This is a genomic window from Streptomyces nitrosporeus (genome assembly GCF_008704555.1).
GTDB lineage: Bacteria > Actinomycetota > Actinomycetes > Streptomycetales > Streptomycetaceae > Streptomyces > Streptomyces nitrosporeus.
In genome coordinates, this window is record NZ_CP023702.1 from 1,783,301 (window position 1) to 1,802,175 (window position 18,875).

The 18,875-nt window shown below is 72.6% G+C and carries 13 protein-coding genes; 2 read left to right on the top strand and 11 right to left on the bottom strand.

Features of this window, described 5'->3' with window-relative positions; translation table 11 throughout:
- Positions 1-297: 297 nt before the first annotated feature.
- The 4 genes from CP967_RS07565 to CP967_RS07580 all read right to left on the bottom strand — a co-directional run bounded on the left by CP967_RS07565 (position 298) and on the right by CP967_RS07580 (position 4,729).
- Entirely contained in the window at positions 298-2,181 is a 1,884-nt protein-coding gene (locus CP967_RS07565; protein WP_150487216.1) for a DUF4153 domain-containing protein, read from the bottom strand.
- Between the two features lie 270 nt (positions 2,182-2,451).
- A complete protein-coding gene (locus tag CP967_RS07570; RefSeq protein WP_150487217.1) occupies positions 2,452-3,360 on the bottom strand; it encodes an ADP-ribosylglycohydrolase family protein in 909 nt (302 codons plus the stop codon).
- Positions 3,361-3,372: 12 nt separating this feature from the next.
- A complete protein-coding gene (locus CP967_RS07575; protein ID WP_150487218.1) occupies positions 3,373-4,032 on the bottom strand; it encodes a histidine phosphatase family protein in 660 nt (219 codons plus the stop codon).
- A 67-nt stretch (positions 4,033-4,099) separates the two neighbouring features.
- The gene (locus CP967_RS07580; RefSeq protein ID WP_150487219.1) at positions 4,100-4,729 is read right to left on the bottom strand and encodes a YdbC family protein; all 630 of its coding nucleotides are present in this window, start codon (positions 4,727-4,729) and stop codon (positions 4,100-4,102) included.
- Positions 4,730-5,005: 276 nt separating this feature from the next.
- Here CP967_RS07580 and CP967_RS07585 point away from each other — a divergent pair, with 276 nt between their 5' ends.
- Entirely contained in the window at positions 5,006-5,539 is a 534-nt protein-coding gene (locus CP967_RS07585; protein ID WP_150487220.1) for a TerD family protein, read from the top strand.
- Positions 5,540-5,620: 81 nt separating this feature from the next.
- On the opposite strand, the gene CP967_RS07590 is transcribed toward CP967_RS07585, so the two are convergent.
- Positions 5,621-8,530, bottom strand: a complete 2,910-nt coding sequence (locus tag CP967_RS07590) for a vitamin B12-dependent ribonucleotide reductase (protein ID WP_150487221.1) — start codon at positions 8,528-8,530, stop codon at positions 5,621-5,623.
- Between the two features lie 153 nt (positions 8,531-8,683).
- Entirely contained in the window at positions 8,684-9,199 is a 516-nt protein-coding gene (gene nrdR / locus CP967_RS07595; protein WP_150487222.1) for a transcriptional regulator NrdR, read from the bottom strand.
- 477 nt (positions 9,200-9,676) lie between these two features.
- On the opposite strand from nrdR, the gene lexA reads away from it, so the two are divergent.
- Positions 9,677-10,474, top strand: coding sequence for a transcriptional repressor LexA (gene lexA / locus CP967_RS07600; RefSeq protein WP_150487223.1), 798 nt, complete (start codon positions 9,677-9,679; stop codon positions 10,472-10,474).
- Positions 10,475-10,661: 187 nt separating this feature from the next.
- Here the strand turns inward: lexA and CP967_RS07605 are convergent, their stop codons facing one another.
- The 5 genes from CP967_RS07605 to CP967_RS07625 are packed head-to-tail and all read right to left on the bottom strand — an operon-like array spanning position 10,662 to position 18,771.
- Complete coding sequence (locus CP967_RS07605; protein ID WP_150487224.1) at positions 10,662-12,629, bottom strand: ATP-dependent DNA helicase; 1,968 nt, start codon at positions 12,627-12,629, stop codon at positions 10,662-10,664.
- 49 nt (positions 12,630-12,678) lie between these two features.
- Positions 12,679-14,580 carry an IucA/IucC family protein gene (locus tag CP967_RS07610; RefSeq protein WP_150487225.1) on the bottom strand — a complete coding sequence of 634 codons (1,902 nt, stop codon included), beginning with the start codon at positions 14,578-14,580 and terminating at the stop codon, positions 12,679-12,681.
- A 60-nt stretch (positions 14,581-14,640) separates the two neighbouring features.
- Complete coding sequence (locus CP967_RS07615) at positions 14,641-15,366, bottom strand: GNAT family N-acetyltransferase (RefSeq protein ID WP_229888333.1); 726 nt, start codon at positions 15,364-15,366, stop codon at positions 14,641-14,643.
- Positions 15,367-15,425: 59 nt separating this feature from the next.
- A complete protein-coding gene (locus tag CP967_RS07620) occupies positions 15,426-17,354 on the bottom strand; it encodes an IucA/IucC family protein (RefSeq protein ID WP_150487226.1) in 1,929 nt (642 codons plus the stop codon).
- 28 nt (positions 17,355-17,382) lie between these two features.
- Entirely contained in the window at positions 17,383-18,771 is a 1,389-nt protein-coding gene (locus CP967_RS07625) for a diaminobutyrate--2-oxoglutarate transaminase family protein (protein ID WP_150487227.1), read from the bottom strand.
- Positions 18,772-18,875 lie beyond the last annotated feature (104 nt).

Genomic DNA, 18,875 nt, shown 5'->3' on the forward strand with positions numbered 1-18,875 from the left:
GCCGACGGCCACGGCAAGAACACCCCGGGGCACCCCTCGGCCACACGTTCCACGCCGCGTCGCGCCGGGAGCCGGTACCGGCAGCCGTCCACGCCGGTCCCACGCCGCCCGCACGGCGGCGTTCCGGCCGCGTCCGGGCCCCGCCGGCACGGGCGGCCGGCGGGGCCCGGAAGGGGCTGCGGGGGCGCTGCCGTACGGCGGCCGGGCGGGGCGGCCGCCGTACGGACCGCTCCGCCCGCCCGGCCCGGTGACGGTGTTTCAGCTGTGCGCGTCCGGCCGGCGCACCGCGATCGGGGCTCAGTACGGGTCGTAGGCGTCCGGGTCCTCGCGGGAGTCCCCGTCGGCGTCCCGCTCGCCGAACCCCGGGACCGCGCCGTAGCACCAGGAGCCGTGCTCCTTCGCCGGCCTCTTCTCCAGGATGTCCCGGGCCCGCGCCTCGCCCAGGCTCGTCGCGTACCAGGGTTCGCCGGACGCGGCGAGGATGCGCTCGATCCGCTCCAGCGAACAGGAGCGCAGCGGTTCCGGCAGCTTGTCCAGGGCGGGTACCGCGTCGGCCGAGAGGTCGCGGAGGTAGCCGATGTCGATCGGCTTCCCGTCCTCGTACCGCTGGACGTTCTGGCCGGCGATGACCCCGTCGGGCGAGGCCAGCCCGAAGGCGAGCACCCCCGCGGCGGCGCTCACCGCGACGGCCCTCGGCAGCAGCCTGGCTCCGAGGACGCCCGCCAGGAGGATCAGCAGGACCACCACGCCGAGCCAGAGCTCCACCGCCGCCACGGAGATCCGCAGCCGCGTCAGGCCGAAGGCGTCCACGTACAGATCCATGCGGCGCAGCGCGGACGCCACCACGACGAGGGTGAGGACGCCGAGGACGCCGAGGACGCTTCGGACCAGGACGCGGTCGCCGGGACGGCCGCGGGGCGCCCAGCGCAGGGCGAGCACGATGACCGCCAGGGTGAGCAGCGTGACCCACAGCAGCTGCCAGAACCCCTGCCTGGCGTACTCGGCGCGCAGGAGGCCGGTCTCCTTCAGCACCTTGTCGTACCCGCCGAGCAGGACGACGAGCTGGAGCGCGACGAAGACCGCGAAGAGCAGGTCGAGCACGATCAGCGGAATGGCCCACTCCGCCCTCTTGCGGGCCCGCCCCGGAGCGACGGTGACGCGGTCCCAGCGCACCGGCGCCGCGGCGGTGTACGCGGCGGCGAGCGCGCCGAGGATCCCGAGGAGGAACAGCAGGACGCGCCAGGGGCTGTCGCCGAGGGTCACGTCCGGCGTCAGCCGGCCCAGGAGGTCCGCGAAGGCCGCGTCGGCGGCGGCGAACAGGGCTCCGAAGACGATGAGGAGCACGAGGGCGACGGCCGTGCTGCGCACCACCGCGCGGACGCGTCCACGGGAGTCGCCGGCCCTCTCGCGTACGCCGCGCAGGCCCCAGCGGGCCCCGGGGACCACCGAGGTGAGCAGGCCCCAGGAGCCGTGGAGCACGCCGGGCCACCGGCGTCCGCCGTGCAGGGCGAGCGATCCGAGCGCGAGGGCCGACACGACGGCGAGGAAGGTCGGCCAGCCGGCGTCCCTCAGCGCCGGGACCGCGAGCAGGCCGAGTCCTCCGGCAGCCCAGACGGCGGTCCACGGCCTGAGCCGGCGGCCGGCGGCCCTGGCCGCGAAGTACGCGGCCAGGGCCGCGGGCACCGCCACGATCAGCAGGTTGACGCCCAGGCCGTCGCCGAGCAGCAGTGCGCAGGCCAGACCGGTGGCGAGCACCGACAGGAGCGTCGCGCCCCCGACGGGCGACGGCGCCGGGGGCCGCAGCCGGGTCAGGAGGCCCGGCTCCGGCTGCCGCGGCGCCGGGCGCCGCCAGGGGTCGGCGGAGGGCCGGGAGCCCTGGAGGCGGGCCGGTGCCGCGGGTGCGTCCGGGCCGGTGCCCTGGGCGGGGACGGCCGGTCCCGCCTTCTCCGCGCCGGTGCCGTCCGCCCCGCCCCGGCCCGCGCGGTCCGCCCCGGCGTCCTCCGCCCCGGCCCGGTCGGCTCCGTCCGCCGCCGCCGGGTCCGCACCCTCCGCCCGGACCTCCCCACCGGGGCTTCCCGGACCGGCGGCCTCCTGCCGTGACGGCGCGCCGGGGGCGTCCGGTGCGGCAGGCTCGCCGGGCGTGCCGGGTGCTCCGGCGGTTCCGGACACGTGATCGGACATGGGCCCTCCCCCCACCGGGTCCCGTCCGTACGGCCATGTCGCGGCACGGCGGCCCCGGCGTCTCATGAACACGCGCCTTCAAGATCGATGAGGGCGGTGTGGCCGAAAGAGTAGCCGCGCCACGGGGGTACGGGCGGTCCGTGGAGCCGCTGTGGCGGGACCGTGACACAGAAGCCCCGCAATCAGGGCGTCCGCCGTACGGCCCGTCCCCGTCCCGCCGGGCCTCCCGGCACCGGAGACGGCACAGGACCGCGGCCGGACGGCCGGATGTCAGCCGGCCGCCGCGGGGAGCCAGGCCGGCAGCGCCTCGGTCCTGTCGGCCCAGCCGGCGGGCGGGGCGCCCGCCGCGGCGGAAGCGACCACACCGCCGACGATCGCGCAGGTGGTGTCCACGTCCCCGCCGGCCTGGGCCGTCACCCAGAACGCCTCTTCGAAGTCACCGAGCGCCCGCGCCGCCGACCAGAGGGAGAACGGCACGGTGTCGTGGGCACTCGTACGGCGCCCGTTGCCCAGGACCGCGGCGACCGTCCCGGCGTCCTGGTAGTCCAGCATGTCCCGCGCCCTGCGCAGCCCCTGTCCGACCGCGCTGCGCGGCACGAGCGCCACGACGCCGTCGAGCAGTTCCCCGGGCGCCGGCGGCCCGCCGGGCGCGGCGACCAGCGCGGCGGCCGCCGCCACGGCCATGGCCCCCACGACGGCTTCGCGGTGCTGGTGGGTGGTGTAGGAGGAGATCTCGGCCTGGTGCGTGGCCTGCTCCGGGTCGTCGGCGTACCAGGCCCCCAGCGGGGCGATACGCATGGCGGAACCGTTTCCCCAGGAGCCCTGGCCCTGGAAGAGGCCGGAAGCCAGCTTCCGCCAGTCGTCGCCCTCCCTGACCAGTCGCAGCAGGCGGTTCACCGCGGGGCCGTAGCCCCGGTCGAAGTCGTGGTGCCGGGCGAACGACTCGGCGAGCGCGTCCTGGTCGATGCGGTGGTGGGCGGCGAGCACGGCGAGTACGGAGCACGCCATCTCGGTGTCGTCGGTCCACTGCCAGTCGCCGGGCGGCAGGGAGCGGTCCTGGAGGAGGGGGTAGTTGGCCGGGACGAAGAACTGGGAGCCGAGGGCGTCACCCACGGACAGTCCGCGCAGGCTGGCCAGAGCGCGTTCGAAGCGTTTGTCGGAAGCGGAGTCAGCGGTCATCGCCACGCCACTCTATCCGGTGCGGCCGTACGGCTCGGGTGTACGCCACCGTTCGAATGGCCTGTCGAGCACATACCGTCCGTCCGGGCCGAGCAGCAGCATCCTCGTCTCGCCGTTCCCGGGGTTGGACAGCGACTCGAATTCGGCCACCGACCAGTGGAACCAGCGCATGCAGAACAGCCTCATGGTCAGCCCGTGGGTGACCAGCAGGACGTTCTGCGGGTGGTCCGGGGCCTCGAAGCTCCGGTGCAGGCTCTCCAGGAACGCGTCGACCCTGTCGTACACGTCGGCGCCGGACTCGCCCTGGGCGAAGCGGTAGAAGAAGTGCCCGTAGGCGTCCCGGTATGCCTTCTGCAGCCGGACGTCGTCCCGGTCCTGCCAGTTACCCCAGTCCTGTTCCCGCAGCCGGGGCTCCTCGCGGATCCGGACGCGCTCCGGATCGAGGGCGAAGGCGTCCAGCGTCTCGTGGGTGCGCCGGTAGGGGGACACGTAGACGCTGACCTGCTCGTCCCCGAACACCGCGCGCAGTCCGTCGCCGGTCCTCCGGGCCTGTTCACGCCCCCGCCCTGTCAGGCTCAGGGCATGGTCGGGCACCCGTTCGTACACCGTGTCGTCGGCGTTTCCCTCGGACTCGCCGTGCCGGACGAGGACGATGCGCTGCGGTCGTGCCATGTACCGACCCTAAAGGCTGCCCCGCCGTCCCCGCCGGGGCGGCCCCGGCCACCGGGTGCGTACGGGGTCAGCGGCGGCCGCCGCCGTCCGGCCGGACCGTCCAGGCGTCCTCGATCCGCACCGCGTCGCCGTCCAGCCTCTCGACGTCGCGTTCGGTCTCCGCGCGTTCGGCGAGCCGGGCCGCGCTGCGGGGCCGGTACTTCCCCCGCTCGGCCTCGGACCGCCACATGGAGAGCACCAGGAACTCCGGCCCCGGGGCCTGCCCGAAGAGCCCGCGCAGCATCCCGGGGGAACCCGCCATGGCCGGATTCCAGACCTTCTGCTGCATGAGGGCGAAGTGGTCGGCCCGGTCCTCGCGCACCCGGCTGTGGGCCACTCTGACCACGTCGGCGTCGGTGAAGTCCGGCTCGAAGCCGGTCTTCACGTCGAAGCGGTGCTCGAACAGCTTGACCTGGACCTCCGCACAGGTGCCGGACTGCGCACCGGCCAGCCGGTCGTGGCCGTCGGCCATGAACGAGTCGTAGAAGACCCGGTTCTCCCAGAACGCGAAGACATGGGCGACATCGGGGAGCACCCGGCTCCACCCGCCTCCCTGTCCCTGGAAGCCGGGCCGGCCGAGCAGCTCGGTCCACCTGCGCTGCCCCCGTTCGAATCCAGGACGGTCGACCACGGTGCAGCGAATCCACTTGACCAGCACCGCGCCATCGTACGGCGCGGCGGCGTGGTGGCGGTCACGCTTGCCGAGGTCCGCCCCACGGCGGGCGGCCCGCCGTCCGGGGGGCGGCCGCCGATGGCCCGAATCAGCCGCTGGTCCCCAACGTGGTTGGATCCCCGCAAAGTTACCGACATCATCGAGGTGGGCCGGGGTCTTCCGGCCGGTCCGGCCCCGGCTCCGGTCCGGCCGGAACGCCCCGGCCGGCAGCCCGGCGGCGCCGTACCACGGCACCGACAAGCAGCGAGGAGGGACGTCCCGATGAGCACGCCCAACAAGGACATCGACAAGGCCGAGGTACGGGTCAAGTGGGATCCCAGCCCGGCCGGTGAGCCCGCCAACGACCTCGACGTCATCGCGGCCACCTACGCCGCCGACGCACCGCACGGGGCCCCCGTCTACCTGGTCCACTTCGACAGCCGCTCCCCCGACGGCACGATCACGCTGAACCGGGACAGCAGGACCGGCCAGGGTTTCGGTTTCGACGAGGTGATGACGCTGGAGCTGAACCGGCTGTCGGCGGCGTACGCCAGGGTCGTCGTCGGTGTCGCCATCCAGCAGCGTGACGGGCACAAGACCTTCGGCCGGATAGAGCACACGGCCGTACAGATCCGTGAGGGGTACACCGTCCTGGCCGAGGACGATTTCGCGGGCGTCCCGGCCGCGACGGCCGCCGTCGTCGGCGAGTTCGCCCGGGACGCCTCGGGGGCCTGGGGGTTCAGGGGCATGGTCCGCGGGTTCGACGGCGATCCCGACGCGTTCACCGCGGCGATGGGAGACCTCGCCGGCCCCTGACCGCCCGGGGCGGCGGAACGGGAGAAGGGGAGGGGCACCGGCCTGGACGGCCGGTGCCCCTCCCCTCACCTCATCCGGGGATCAGCTGCAACCGCTGGTGGAGCCGCAGCCCTCGCAGATGTAGCAGGATCCGGCGCGCTGCATCTTCGTGCCGCAGGAGAAGCAGAGCGGCGCGTCGGCGCTGATACCGAGCTGCATCTCGACCAGTTCGGCCGAGGTGTGCGCCGTCCGGGGGGCGGCCTTCTCCGCGACGGGCCCGGCGGGGTCGGCGACGGCCTTCAGCGGCTCGGTCTGCACGGGGGCGGACTGGGCCAGGCTCTCGACGTCCATCTCGTCGTCCGCGTAGGACGGCTCGTAGGAACCGGTGTCGAGGTGGCGCTGGCGCTCCTCGGCGGAGTGGATGCCGAGGGCGGAACGCGTCTCGAAGGGCAGGAAGTCGAGCGCCAGGCGGCGGAAGATGTAGTCGACGATCGACTGCGCCATCCGCACGTCCGGGTCGTCCGTCATGCCGGCCGGCTCGAAGCGCATGTTGGTGAACTTGGAGACGTACGTCTCCAGGGGCACGCCGTACTGCAGACCGACCGAGACGGCGATCGAGAAGGCGTCCATCATTCCGGCGAGGGTCGATCCCTGCTTGGACATCTTCAGGAAGACCTCGCCGAGACCGTCGTCCGGGTAGGAGTTGGCGGTCATGTACCCCTCGGCGCCGCCCACCGTGAAGCTGGTGGTGATGCCGGGACGCCCCTTGGGCAGGCGCTTGCGGACCGGACGGTACTCGACGACCTTCTCGACCGCGGCGCGGATGGTGCCCTCGGCCTTGGCGGTCACCTCGGCCTTCTCCTGCTCCTTCTTCTTGGCGGAGAGGGGCTGGCCGACCTTGCAGTTGTCGCGGTAGATGGCGAGCGCCTTGACGCCCATCTTCCACGCCTCGAAGTAGACCTCCTCGACGTCCTCGACGGTGGCCGTCTCCGGCAGGTTCACCGTCTTGGACAGCGCGCCGGAGATCCACGGCTGGATCGCCGCCATCATCCGGACGTGGCCCATGGCCGAGATGGAGCGCTCGCCCATGGCGCAGTCGAAGACCTCGTAGTGGTCGGTCTTCAGGCCGGGGGCGTCGACGACGTTGCCGTTCTCGGCGATGTGGGCGACGATCGCCTCGATCTGCTCGGGCTGGTAGCCGAGGCGGCGCAGGGCCTGCGGGACGGTGCCGTTGACGATCTGCATCGAGCCGCCGCCGACCAGCTTCTTGAACTTGACCAGGGCGAGGTCGGGCTCCAGGCCGGTGGTGTCGCAGGACATCGCGAGACCGATGGTGCCGGTGGGGGCGATGACCGAGGCCTGGGCGTTGCGGAAGCCGTTCCTTGCGCCGAGCCGGATCACGTCCTGCCAGGCCTCCGTCGCGGCGGCCCAGACCGGCGAGTCCAGGTCGTCCATGCGGACGGCCTTGGTGTTGGCGTCGGCGTGCTGCCTCATGACGCGCTGGTGCGGCTCGGCGTTGCGGGCGTAGCCGTCGTACGGGCCGACGACCGCGGCGAGTTCGGCGGAGCGCCGGTAGGAGGTGCCGGTCATCAGCGAGGTGATGGCGCCGGCGAGCGCGCGGCCGCCGTCGCTGTCGTACGCGTGGCCGGTCGCCATCAGCAGGGCGCCGAGGTTGGCGTAGCCGATGCCCAGCTGGCGGTAGGCGCGGGTGTTCTCACCGATCTTCCGGGTCGGGAAGTCCGCGAAGCAGATCGAGATGTCCATCGCGGTGATGACCAGCTCGACGACCTTGGCGAAGCGCTCCGACTCGAAGGACTGGTGGCCCTCGCCGTCGTCCTTGAGGAACTTCATCAGGTTCAGCGAGGCCAGGTTGCACGAGGTGTTGTCCAGGTGCATGTACTCGCTGCAGGGGTTCGAGCCGTTGATCCGGCCGGACTCCGGGCAGGTGTGCCAGGCGTTGATGGTGTCGTCGTACTGGATGCCCGGGTCGGCGCAGGCCCAGGCGGCCTCGGCCATCTTACGGAAGAGGGACTTGGCCTCGACCTCTTCGATGACCTCGCCGGTCATGCGGGCGCGCAGGCCGAACTTGCCGCCGGACTCCACGGCCTTCATGAACTCGTCGTTCACGCGGACCGAGTTGTTGGCGTTCTGGTACTGGACGGACGTGATGTCGTCGCCGCCCAGGTCCATGTCGAAGCCCGCGTCGCGCAGGGCGCGGATCTTCTCCTCCTCCTTCACCTTGGTCTCGATGAAGTTCTCGATGTCCGGGTGGTCGACGTCGAGGATGACCATCTTGGCGGCGCGGCGGGTGGCGCCACCGGACTTGATCGTTCCCGCGGACGCGTCGGCACCGCGCATGAAGGAGACCGGACCCGAGGCGTTGCCGCCGGAGGAGAGGAGTTCCTTGGAGGAGCGGATGCGGGAGAGGTTCAGGCCGGCGCCGGAGCCGCCCTTGAAGATCATCCCCTCTTCCTTGTACCAGTCGAGGATCGACTCCATGGAGTCGTCGACGGACAGGATGAAGCACGCCGAGACCTGCTGCGGCTGCGGCGTGCCGACGTTGAACCAGACCGGCGAGTTGAAGCTGAAGATCTGGTGCAGGAGGGCGTAGGCCAGCTCGTGCTCGAAGATCTCGGCGTCGGCGGGAGAGGCGAAGTAGCCGTGCTCCTCGCCGGCCTTCCGGTACGTCTTCACGATCCGGTCGATCAGCTGACGCAGACCGGTCTCGCGCTGGGGGGTGCCGACGGCCCCCCGGAAGTACTTGCTGGTGACGATGTTGACCGCGTTCACCGACCAGAAGCCGGGGAACTCGACGCCACGCTGCTCGAAGTTGATCGAGCCGTCGCGCCAGTTGGTCATGACGACGTCACGGCGCTCCCACTCCACCTCGTCGTACGGGTGCACGCCGGGAGTGGTGTGGATGCGCTCGATGCGCAGGCCCTGCTTGGTCGCAGTCGACTTGGCTCCCTTGGTACGGGAACCTCGTGCCGGGCCGCTCGCCGTCTCTGTCATGCCGCCTCCCATATGTGGGCAAAAACGCCCTGAAGTGCCCAGTTCTTCCCAGGGCACAGTGTGTGTCTGATACTCCGGGCGCCACGCACAGCGCCGCGGAGCAGGTCTTCTGCCGTCTGCCGCCGGCCTCGCCGCCCCGTAGGCGGCCCGTGCTCAATCGGCGGCGACAGTGACGGGGGCGGGGACCTCGGGGGGCTCCTCGCTCCCCCGCTCCCCGGTGAGAGGCCGCTGCCGGCGGAGTTCCGCGATGGCGGCCTCGAAGTCGTCGAGCGAATTGAACGCCCGGTACACCGACGCGAAACGCAGGTAGGCCACGAGGTCGAGTTCCTGCAGGGGGCCGAGTATGGCGAGCCCCACGTCGTGCGTGGTCAGTTCGGCGCTCCCGGTCGCCCGCACCGCCTCCTCGACCCGCTGCCCCAGCTTCGCCAGCGCGTCCTCGGTGACGGGACGCCCCTGGCACGCCTTGCGGACGCCCGAGATGACCTTGGTCCGGCTGAAGGGCTCGGTCACGCCGCTGCGCTTGACCACCATCAGCGAGCAGGTCTCCACCGTGGTGAAGCGCCGCGCGCAGTCGGGGCACTGGCGCCGCCGCCGGATCGACGTGCCGTCGTCCGTGGTCCGACTGTCCACGACCCGGCTGTCGGGGTGCCTGCAGAAGGGGCAGTGCATATCTCCGAACCCTCCTTCACAGCACGACTGAATAGCCTTGTCAGGCCCGGTCACGGACCTTCGAGGCAGCAGTAAGCATAGGCGATGGAGCCGGCCCGGAAGACCCGGGACCACTACTTCTGGGTGCCGACAGCGGCCCAACCACTAGATCTAGGGTTTTACTCCACCGGCACACCAGGGCGTGTCGCGCCCTTCGGGGTGCCGGGGAGGCGGCGTACGGCCCCGCACGAGGGTACGGGAAAGGGCCGGGCGGCCGGATCGCGGGGGCGGGGAATGGCAGACTGTCGCGGGTCGCGGAAGGCCGCGCACGGGACGGCGGGACGACTTCCGCCCCTCTCCCCCACCGGTTTTCGCATACACCTGAGGGCGTTCCCGCGACAGGCCTTTATTCGTTTTTCACTCGAACGTGTGTTTGGCGCAACCTTTCGAAAGCTACTACCGTTGCCTAACCAGGGAGAACACTCGAGAGGGGCCGACGTGACCACCACCGCCGACAGCGCCACCATCACCGCCCAGGACCACCGCTCCCAGAGCCGACTTGAGCCGGTGCACACGATGAACGAATCAGTCATGAACCCACAGGGGCCAGAGCCCGCGCGCCCCGCGCGGTCCTTGCCCGGAAGGCCCCCGGGCATCCGTGCGGACAGCTCGGGGCTCACGGACCGCCAGCGACGCGTCATCGAGGTCATCCGGGATTCGGTGCAGCGGAGGGGCTACCCCCCGTCGATGCGGGAGATCGGCCAGGCGGTGGGGCTCTCCAGCACCTCGTCCGTCGCCCACCAGCTGATGGCCCTGGAGCGCAAGGGGTTCCTGCGCCGCGATCCGCACCGCCCGCGCGCGTACGAGGTGCGCGGTTCGGATCAGCCCAGCACCCAGCCGACGGACACCACCGGCAAGCCCGCCGCTTCGTACGTCCCCCTGGTCGGCCGGATCGCAGCCGGCGGCCCGATCCTCGCCGAGGAGTCCGTCGAGGACGTGTTCCCGCTGCCCCGGCAACTCGTGGGCGACGGTGAGCTGTTCGTGCTGAAGGTGGTCGGCGACTCGATGATCGAGGCCGCGATCATGGACGGTGACTGGGTCACCGTGCGCCGCCAGCCCGTCGCGGAGAACGGCGACATCGTGGCCGCCATGCTGGACGGCGAGGCCACCGTGAAGCGCTTCAAGCGGGAGGACGGCCATGTGTGGCTGCTCCCGCACAACTCCGCGTACCAGCCCATTCCCGGGGACGAGGCGACCATCCTCGGCAAGGTGGTGGCGGTGCTCCGGCGCGTGTGACGGCAGCCGGTCCGCAATCGGGCCCCGGGACCCCTGCGCCGGTCCCGGGGCTCTCTGTGTGCCGTCGGCGGCTTCTCCGGCCCCCGCGAGGGCCGGGCCCGCGCCGTATCGTGCCGGTTCCGTGCCGCCCGTGACGGCCCGTGCCGCCCCGCGTCGCCCCGTACCGGCCCGTCTCCGCGGGCCCCGCCTATGGGGCCGCCTTCGCCGCGGCGTCGATGGCCGCGAGCGAGCGGCGCACCTGGTTACGGTCCGTGGTGTACCAGAAGTCGGGCAACGAGGCCCGCAGATAGCTGCCGTACCGGGCGTTCGCCAGCCTGGGGTCGAGGACCGCGACCACTCCCTTGTCCCCGGTGGCGCGCACGAGCCGCCCCGCCCCCTGCGCCATCAGCAGCGCGGCATGGGTGGCCGCGACCGCCATGAAGCCGTTGCCCCCCGCCTCCTCGACCGCCTTCTGCCGGGCGCTCATCAGCGGGTCGTCGGGCCGGGGGAAGGGGATCCGGTCCATGACCACGAGCTGGCAGCTCGGCCCGGGTACGTCGACGCCCTGCCAGAGTGACAGCGTGCCGAAGAGGCAGGTCTCCGGGTCCGCAGCGAAGTTCTTGATCAGCTCGCCGAGCGTCTCCTCCCCCTGGAGGAGGATCGTCCGGTCCTGACGGCCCCGGAGCTCCTCCGCGGCGGCCTGCGCCGCCCGCATCGAGGAGAACAGGCCCAGGGTGCGCCCGCCCGCCGCGTCGACCAGCTCGGCGAGCTCGTCCAGCATGTCGGTGCGGGAGCCCTCGCGGCCGGGGGTGGCCAGGTGCCGGGCGACGTACAGGATGCCCTGCTTCGGGTAGTCGAACGGCGACCCGACGTCCAGCCCCTTCCACTGCGGGACGTCCTCGCCGGCGGTGCCCTCGGGGGCGAGCCCCAGGGACGCCCCCACCCCGTTGAAGTCCCCGCCCAGCTTGAGCGTGGCCGAGGTCAGCACCACCGACCGCTCGGAGAACAGCTTCTCCCGCAGCAGCCCGGACACGGACAGCGGCGCGACCCGCAGCGACGCGCCGAAGCGGTCGTGGCGTTCGTACCACACGACGTCGTACTCGGAGCCCTGGGTGATGCGCTCGGCGACGCTGTGGACCGACTCGACCGAGGCCATCGCCTGCTTGCGGACCACGTCCTCGTCCTGCACGGACTTGTCCCGGGTGGCCCCGAGAGCGGAGATGACCGTGCGAGCGGCGTCACGCAGCGCCGTCAGGGCGTAGCCGAGGTCCTCGGGGATCTCCTCCAGGCGGCCCGGGAGTGCCAGCTCCATGACGCGCTCGAACCCCTCCGAGGCGGTCTGCAGGGCGTCCGCGGCCTTCTCGTTGACCAGCTTGGCCGCGCGGCGCACCGCCCGGTTCACCTGGCCGGGGGTGAGCTCCCCGGTGGCCACACCGGTGACCCGCGAGACCAGCTCATGGGCCTCGTCAACGATCAGCACCTCGTGCTGCGGGAGCACCGGCGCGCCCTCGATGGCGTCGATGGCGAGCAGCGCGTGGTTGGTGACGACGACATCGGCCAGCTTGGCCCGCTCACGGGCCGTCTCGGCGAAGCACTCGGCTCCGTACGCGCACTTCGTCGCGCCCAGGCACTCACGCGAGGAGACCGAGACCTGTGCCCAGGCCCGGTCCGAGACGCCCGGGGTGAGGTCGTCCCGGTCCCCGGTCTCGGTCTCGTCCGACCAGTCACGCAGACGCAGCAGGTCCTGTCCCAGCTTGCTCGACGGCGCGGCGGCCTCGAACTGGTCGAACAGGCCGTCCTCCTCGTCCTGCGGGACCCCTTCGTGGAGGCGGTGCAGGCAGAGGTAGTTGGACCGGCCCTTGAGCATCGCGAACCGGGGGGTCCGGCGCAGCAGCGGCCGCAACGACTCGACCGTCCGGGGCAGGTCCCGCTCCACCAGCTGGCGCTGGAGGGCGAGCGTGGCGGTGGCCACCACGACCCGCTCCCCGTGGGCCAGCGCGGGCACCAGGTAGCCGAGGGACTTGCCGGTGCCGGTGCCCGCCTGGACCAGCAGGTGGGCGTTGTCGTCGACGGCTGCGGCGACGGCCTCGGCCATGGCGGCCTGGCCGGGCCGTTCCGTACCGCCGACGGCGGTCACGGCGGCGTGGAGGAGCTCGGGGAGCGATGGCTTCGTCATAGCGTCTCCACCCTACGGCTCACCACCGACACCGATCTCCCTCCCGGCCTCACGCGTAGGGGTGCAGCGGGTTCACGACCTCGCCGTGGACGGCCGCGTGCGGCCTCTCCGGCCGGTCCCGGTAACCGTCCACGTGCAGACGGTTGCGGTTGAGGCAGAGGCGCTCGATGGTCGGCGTCAGCATGTCGAAGATCTCGAAACGCTCCTTGAGTTCGGGGAAGCGCGCGTGGTGGCGGAGGATCTCGGCCCGTACGAGTGACCAGAAATCGCTCTCGGGCACATCCAGTTGCTCCTCGCAGATCGGTGACAGGTAGCGGAAGACCCCCACGAAGAGCCCGGAGTGGATGAACTGGGTGAGGAAGGAGGGGTCCTCCGTCAGCAGGGTGCGGCGCACCTCGTCGGGCATCGAGTCGTGCTCGGGCAGCCGGCGGGCGCTGACGTTCACGTCGTCGACGAAGTCCTTGATCGCCAGCCGGACCGGTACGTCGTGCTCGTCGAACACCACGATGGCGTTCTCGCCGTGCGGGGAGAACACCGTGCCGTACCGGTACAGGAAGTGCAGCAGGGGTGGCAGCAGCGCGGCGAAGAGGCGGGACAGCCAGGCCCGGGGGGTGAGCCCCGAACGGCCGACGAGTTCGGCGGTGAAGGCCCGGCCCTCCGGGTCCGTGTGCAGCAGCGAGGCGAGGGTGCGGGCCCGCTCTCCGGGTGCGAGCCGGGGTTGCAGGGGCTCCCGCCAGATCGTGCCGAGGATCTCCTTGAACTGGTACGGGGTCTCGGGCAGGTGGTCGTACAGAGGGTGCTCGACCGACACCGAGGCGACCTCGCCGAGCAGGATGACCCCGCAGGTGTCCCGCAGGAAGGGGTCGCCGTCGCGCAGGCCGTGGACCCAGGCGGTGACAGCGGGGGCGGCGAGGGTGCGCTCGGTCGGGAGGCCCCGGTAGACGAGGGTGTTCAGGATCGACAGCGGCAGCTTGACCGTGTGCCGGTCCGGGCGGGTGGTGTTGCTGAAGGTGCGGATCGACTGCTGCGGCAGCCGCAGGTCCGTGTCGTGGCCCAGCGGCACGATGTCGCCGGCCGCGATGGCCGGGGCGAAGAGGGGGACGATCCACTCGTCCCACTGCCAGGGGTGCACCGGCAGGAAGAGGTAGGCGCCGGGGTCGGCCCCGCGGGCCAGCAGGGTGCCGGTGAAGGACTCCCGCAGGCCGGGGTCGAGTTCCTGTGCGTAGAGGTCTTCGGGGGCCGCGAGACCGCGTACTCCCCGGTAGCTGGCTATCCGGGTGCTGACGGCGATCCACGGCAGCCTGAGGGCGGTACGCGCCTCGGGGGCGAACCGGGCGGCGTCCGAGTCGGAGAAGCCGAGCCGGCCCTTGCTGGCGACGAGCCAGGGGTGGCCCGTCTGGTGCCCTTCGAGTTCGGCGTAGGGAAGGTCGGCAAGCCGGGCCGCGGGGAGCGCCGTGTGCGCCAGGCGGGCGTCCGCGGCGAGGGTGGCGGTGAGCTCCCGCACGAGGTGGCCGAGGGTGGCGCCGTCCACGCCGAGGAGACCGCGTGCCCGTGCGAGGAACTCCAGCGGGTCCCGGAACGGCACGGTGGCCCCGGGACGGGAAGGGGCGGGCCCCCCGGCCTCGGCCGGGTCCGCCTGCCCGGTGCCCACCCGGATCGAGTCGGGGGCGACCCGCCAGCTGCCGTACACCCCGCGCCGGGCCCGGAAGCGGACGAGGGACCCGTCGTCGAGCGGCAGGGCGTACCGCCCGGTCCCGTCCGGCGCACCGTCCCCGCCGTCCGCCCCGCCCTCCTCCGGTACCGGCTCGACCAGTTCCTCGTAGGCGAACTCGCCGATCATCTTGGCGAGCAGACGTGACGACACCCGGTCCCAGACGGCCCCGTTCAGTTCCGGGGCGTCCCGTGCGGGAAACGTATCGGCCGGGTCGTGGCTCGCAGGGTTTGTCGGCACAAGGACACCTCCGGGTGGGACCGATGGGGATTGGCGGTACGGGCGAGGGGGGTGCGTACGTCACAGCTGGGTACGGTGCGCTCGTTCTCTGATCATCAGCGCGGCCCGCTTGTCGGGCAGCTCCACCTCGGCGGAGAAGCGGAAGCCCGCGCTCAGGAAGGCCGCCACGGAAGGGGTGTTCCGCAGGTCCGGCTCGGCCACGACGCGCGCGCACCGCGGACGGTTGTCGAGCACGAGGTCGCTGACCGCCCGGAGCAGGACACCGCCGAGGCCCCGGCCCCGGTTGGCGACCTGGCCGACGAGGAGGTGTACGCCCATGTCGTGGGGCCGGGCCGGGTAGTGGCGGGCCAGCGGGTCCAGATCGGCGCGGTAGATCTCCCAGTAGCTCATGGGCCGGCCGGCCAGCACGCCCAGGCAGGGGACGCTGCGGCCGTCCCCGTCCAGTTGCGGGCGCAGATGGCCGGCCGTGACGGATTCCGGTCCGGCGAGTTCCCAGAACGCGGCGACGGCCGGATCGTTCATCCAGCGGGTGATCACTCCCAGGTCGCGTTCGAGCCGTACGGGCACCAGCTCGAACTCGCCCGCGGGGGTCGTGACCGGCTGCCAGGCGGCGGGGTCGCCGGCCGGGCCGAAGGCGTCACCGTGCGCGGCGGCTCCCGCCGCCCCGTCGCCGCGCGGGGCGAGGAGTTCCTCGGTGAGCCGCATCTCCAGGGTGTCCTCGGTGCCCGTGGCGCCGGGCGGGCCCGCGTCGGCCCGCCCCTCGATGTGCGTAGCGGCCTGGTGCACCGTGGTGTTCTCCTCTCGTGGTGCGGCCGGTCGGCCGGATCAGGGGACCGGGGACCGGATCAGGGGACCAGGGGGTTGGTGATGGTGACGTACACGGACTGGGTGTCGACGGGGCCGACGAGTTCGTCGAGACCGTGCAGCCGGGTCAGCAGGTTGGCCTTGCAGCGGAGTGCGCGGGTGCCGAGCAGATACCCGGGCAGGGACGACCCCTGGTCCGCGGTCTCCTCCAGGAACCCGCGGAACGCGGTGAGCAGCTCCTGTTCGTCGGCCAGACCCTGCGCGCCGAACGCGCCGATGAGCCCGAACACGTTGTTGATGCCCAGGTAGTAGGCGAGCCGCTCGTCGGTGACGGCGTCGGTGACGAAGGTGTCGCTGACCGCGCCGATGCCCGGCAGACGGCGCTCCAGGCCGGCCCGGTGGGACTCGCGGAAGTAGTACCCCTGGTTGTCCCGGTACCTGCCCCCGGCCGGCCAGCCGTCGGGGTCGAGGAGGACGAGGGTGTTCTGCTGGTGCGCTTCGAGGGCGACGCCTGCCGTGCCATCCAGCCAGAGTACGGGGCGCACCACCGCGTCGAGGTAGCGCTGGAACCACTGGGCGCAGACCTCCCGGGTGGTGCGGCCGGTGCGGGCGCTCAGCCGGGAGACGAGGTCCGCGAGCCGTGAGTGCGTGGTCGTGCGGCCCTGCCAGGGGCGGGGGGCCGTGAGACCGGCGATGCACACCGCGTCGTCGGTGACGCCGAAGGGGTTGTGACGGAGCATCACGTCCAGGCCCTGGACGGGATCGCCCTCCGGGGTGTCGACGGCGAGCCACGCGGGGTCGCGGACGATGTCGAAACCGGGGTGCTCCCGCTGCCATTGGCGGGCCAGGCCGGTTTCCAGCAGCCGGTGCACCTCGGCCCCCCGGTGCAGTTCCTTGCGGAGGTTCTCCCGGCGGGAGTTGGTGATGCGTACGCCGAGGGACAGCTTGAGCATCACGCCCGCGCCTGGCCGGTGCACGGTGCGCACCGAGGAGGTGGGGTGCCAGTGGTCGCCGTGCGGTCCGAGGTCGTGGAGGAGGCCCTTCTCCAGGAGTGCCACCACGTCGGGGCGGCGGGTGAGTTCGGCCGCCTGCCAGGGGTGGAGGGGCAGGGCGGTGGTGTCCTCGGGGAGCCGCAGCCCGGCGGCGTGGGGGGCGAGGAGTTCCTCGGCGGGGACCGTCCGGCCTTCCGGGCTCCAGGTCGATCCGGTGGCCAGGACCGACCGGTCCACCGCCATCCAGTGCAGCGGGAAGGAGCCGTGCAGTTCGGGTGAGTAGAGGAAGGTCTCCGATTCGGAGAGCCCCTCGCGGCTCTTCGGTGTGGGGTGCAGGGGGTGTCCGAGCACGAGTGCCTGCTCACCGGAGAGGAACAGGTCCGCCCCGGCGCCGGCGGCGGGCCCGCGGCGTCGTTCCCTGAGGAAGACCGTGGTCTGCCGGACCGAGTCGGCCACCCGGGCGACGAGATCCACGCAGGCCCCGCGGCCGCTCTCGCGCCCGAGCAGGGCGGCCACGGTGACGGCGTCGGCCCCGGGGGCGGCGGGCGCGTCCTCCAGGACGGGGGTGCCGAAGCGGTGCCATCCGGTCGCCGACCAGTGGCGTACCGGGACGAGCAGCGCGGTGGCGCTGGCGGGCAGCGGGACGCGCAGGACGCCGTCCCCGGGCCGGGGCAGGTCGTTCTCCCGGACCCAGCAGCGCAGCAGGTTCTCGGTGCCCGCGGCGTCCGCGGCGCGGGCGGGGTCCGGGTCGTCGAGCGGGTCCGGTCCCCCGGCGCCGGACGGTGCCGGGTGCGCCGGGGCGCGGAGCGCGGAAGCGGTGCGGGTCTCGGTCACCGGGGTGCGCGGCGTCGCGCCCTGCCCGGACTTCTGCCGCGGCACGGTCGCCGGCTCGACGACGAGGTCACCGTCCGGCAGCTCCGATACGCGCGGGTGGCCGGTGAGAGGGCCGTCGGCCTCGGAGGGGGGGTTGGGGTTCACGGCGGTCTTCCTTGTCAGGGGTCCGGCATCAGCGGGCCGGCCCGGCAGTGGTTCGACGGTACGTGGAATGCTCCGCCGCTCGCAGGGCATCCGCGAGACGGTCCACGACCGCTGTCGCCTGTTCGTCGGTGAGCGTGAGGGGGGGCAGCAGCCGCACCACGGCACTGTGGCGGCCGCCGAGTTCGACGATGAGGCCGCGGCGCAGGCACTCCTGCCGGACCGCGGCGGCGAGCGCGGGGTCGGGCGGCGGGACCGCGCTCTCCGGTGCCCCGCAGGCCGGCGGGGCCTGAGGGTCGACGAGTTCGATCCCCAGCATCAGGCCGCGGCCCCGGACATGCCCGATGCTCGGGTGCTCCGCGCTCAGGGCCTGGAGCCGGGCGAGCATCCGCGCACCGAGCGTCCCGGCCCGTTCGGCGAGCCCGTTCTCCCGTACGTAGGCGAGGGTGGCGGCACCGGCCGCCATGGCGAGCTGGTTGCCCCGGAAGGTCCCGGCGTGGGCGCCGGGTTCCCACAGGTCGAGCCCGGAACGGTAGACGATCACCGCGAGCGGCAGGGAACCGCCGATGGCCTTGGACAGCACCATCACGTCGGGTACCACGCCGCTGTGTTCGACCGCCCAGAACGTTCCGGTCCGTCCCACCCCGGTCTGCACCTCGTCCGCGATCAGCGCGACGGACCGGTCCCGGGTGATCTCCCGCATCCGCCTGAGCCAGCCGTCCGGCGCGGGGTTGACCCCGCCCTCCCCCTGCACCGGCTCCACGATCATGGCGGCGGGAGCGGGCACGCCGCTCTTGGGGTCGTCCAGGAGGTACTCGGTCCAGCGGGCTGCGATGTCCGCGCCGCGTTCCCCGCCGACCCCGAAGGGGCACCGGTAGTCGTGCGGGAAGGGCAGCCGGGTGACGGTCGTGTCCGGGGCGCCCCCGGAGGCCGCCAGCGCCCCGGTGGTCATCCCGTGGTAGGCACCGGTGAACGCCAGCAGGCCGCTGCGCCCGGTCGCCGCGCGCACGAGGGTGAAGGCGGCCTCGACGGCGTCCGTCCCCGCGGGGCCGCAGAACTGGATGCGGGCGTCGTCGGCGAGTTCGCGCGGCAGTGTGGCGAACAGCTCCGTGACGAAAGCGTCCTTGACGGGGGTGGCGAGGTCCAGCACGTGCAGCGGGGCGCCGGAGTCGATGACCTTCTTGACGGCTTCCAGCACCACCGGGTGGTTGTGGCCGAGGGCCAGGGTCCCCGCCCCCGACAGGCAGTCCAGATAGCGCCGCCCGTCCGCCCCCTCGATGGTCATGCCCCTGGCCCGCACCGGCACGATGGGCAGGGAGCGGGCGTACGTACGGGCCGCCGACTCACGCAGGGCCTGGCGCCGCAGGATCCCCTCGTGGGCGGGGGGAGGTACCACCGGAGCTGGTTCGGTCACGGCCACGGCTGTTCGCTCTCCCTGCTGTCACGGTTGCGCTGCGTTTCCGCACGGTCTGCCGGAAGGACGGTGTCCGGAAGGACGGAGGGGACGGACCGGTCCGGTGGGCA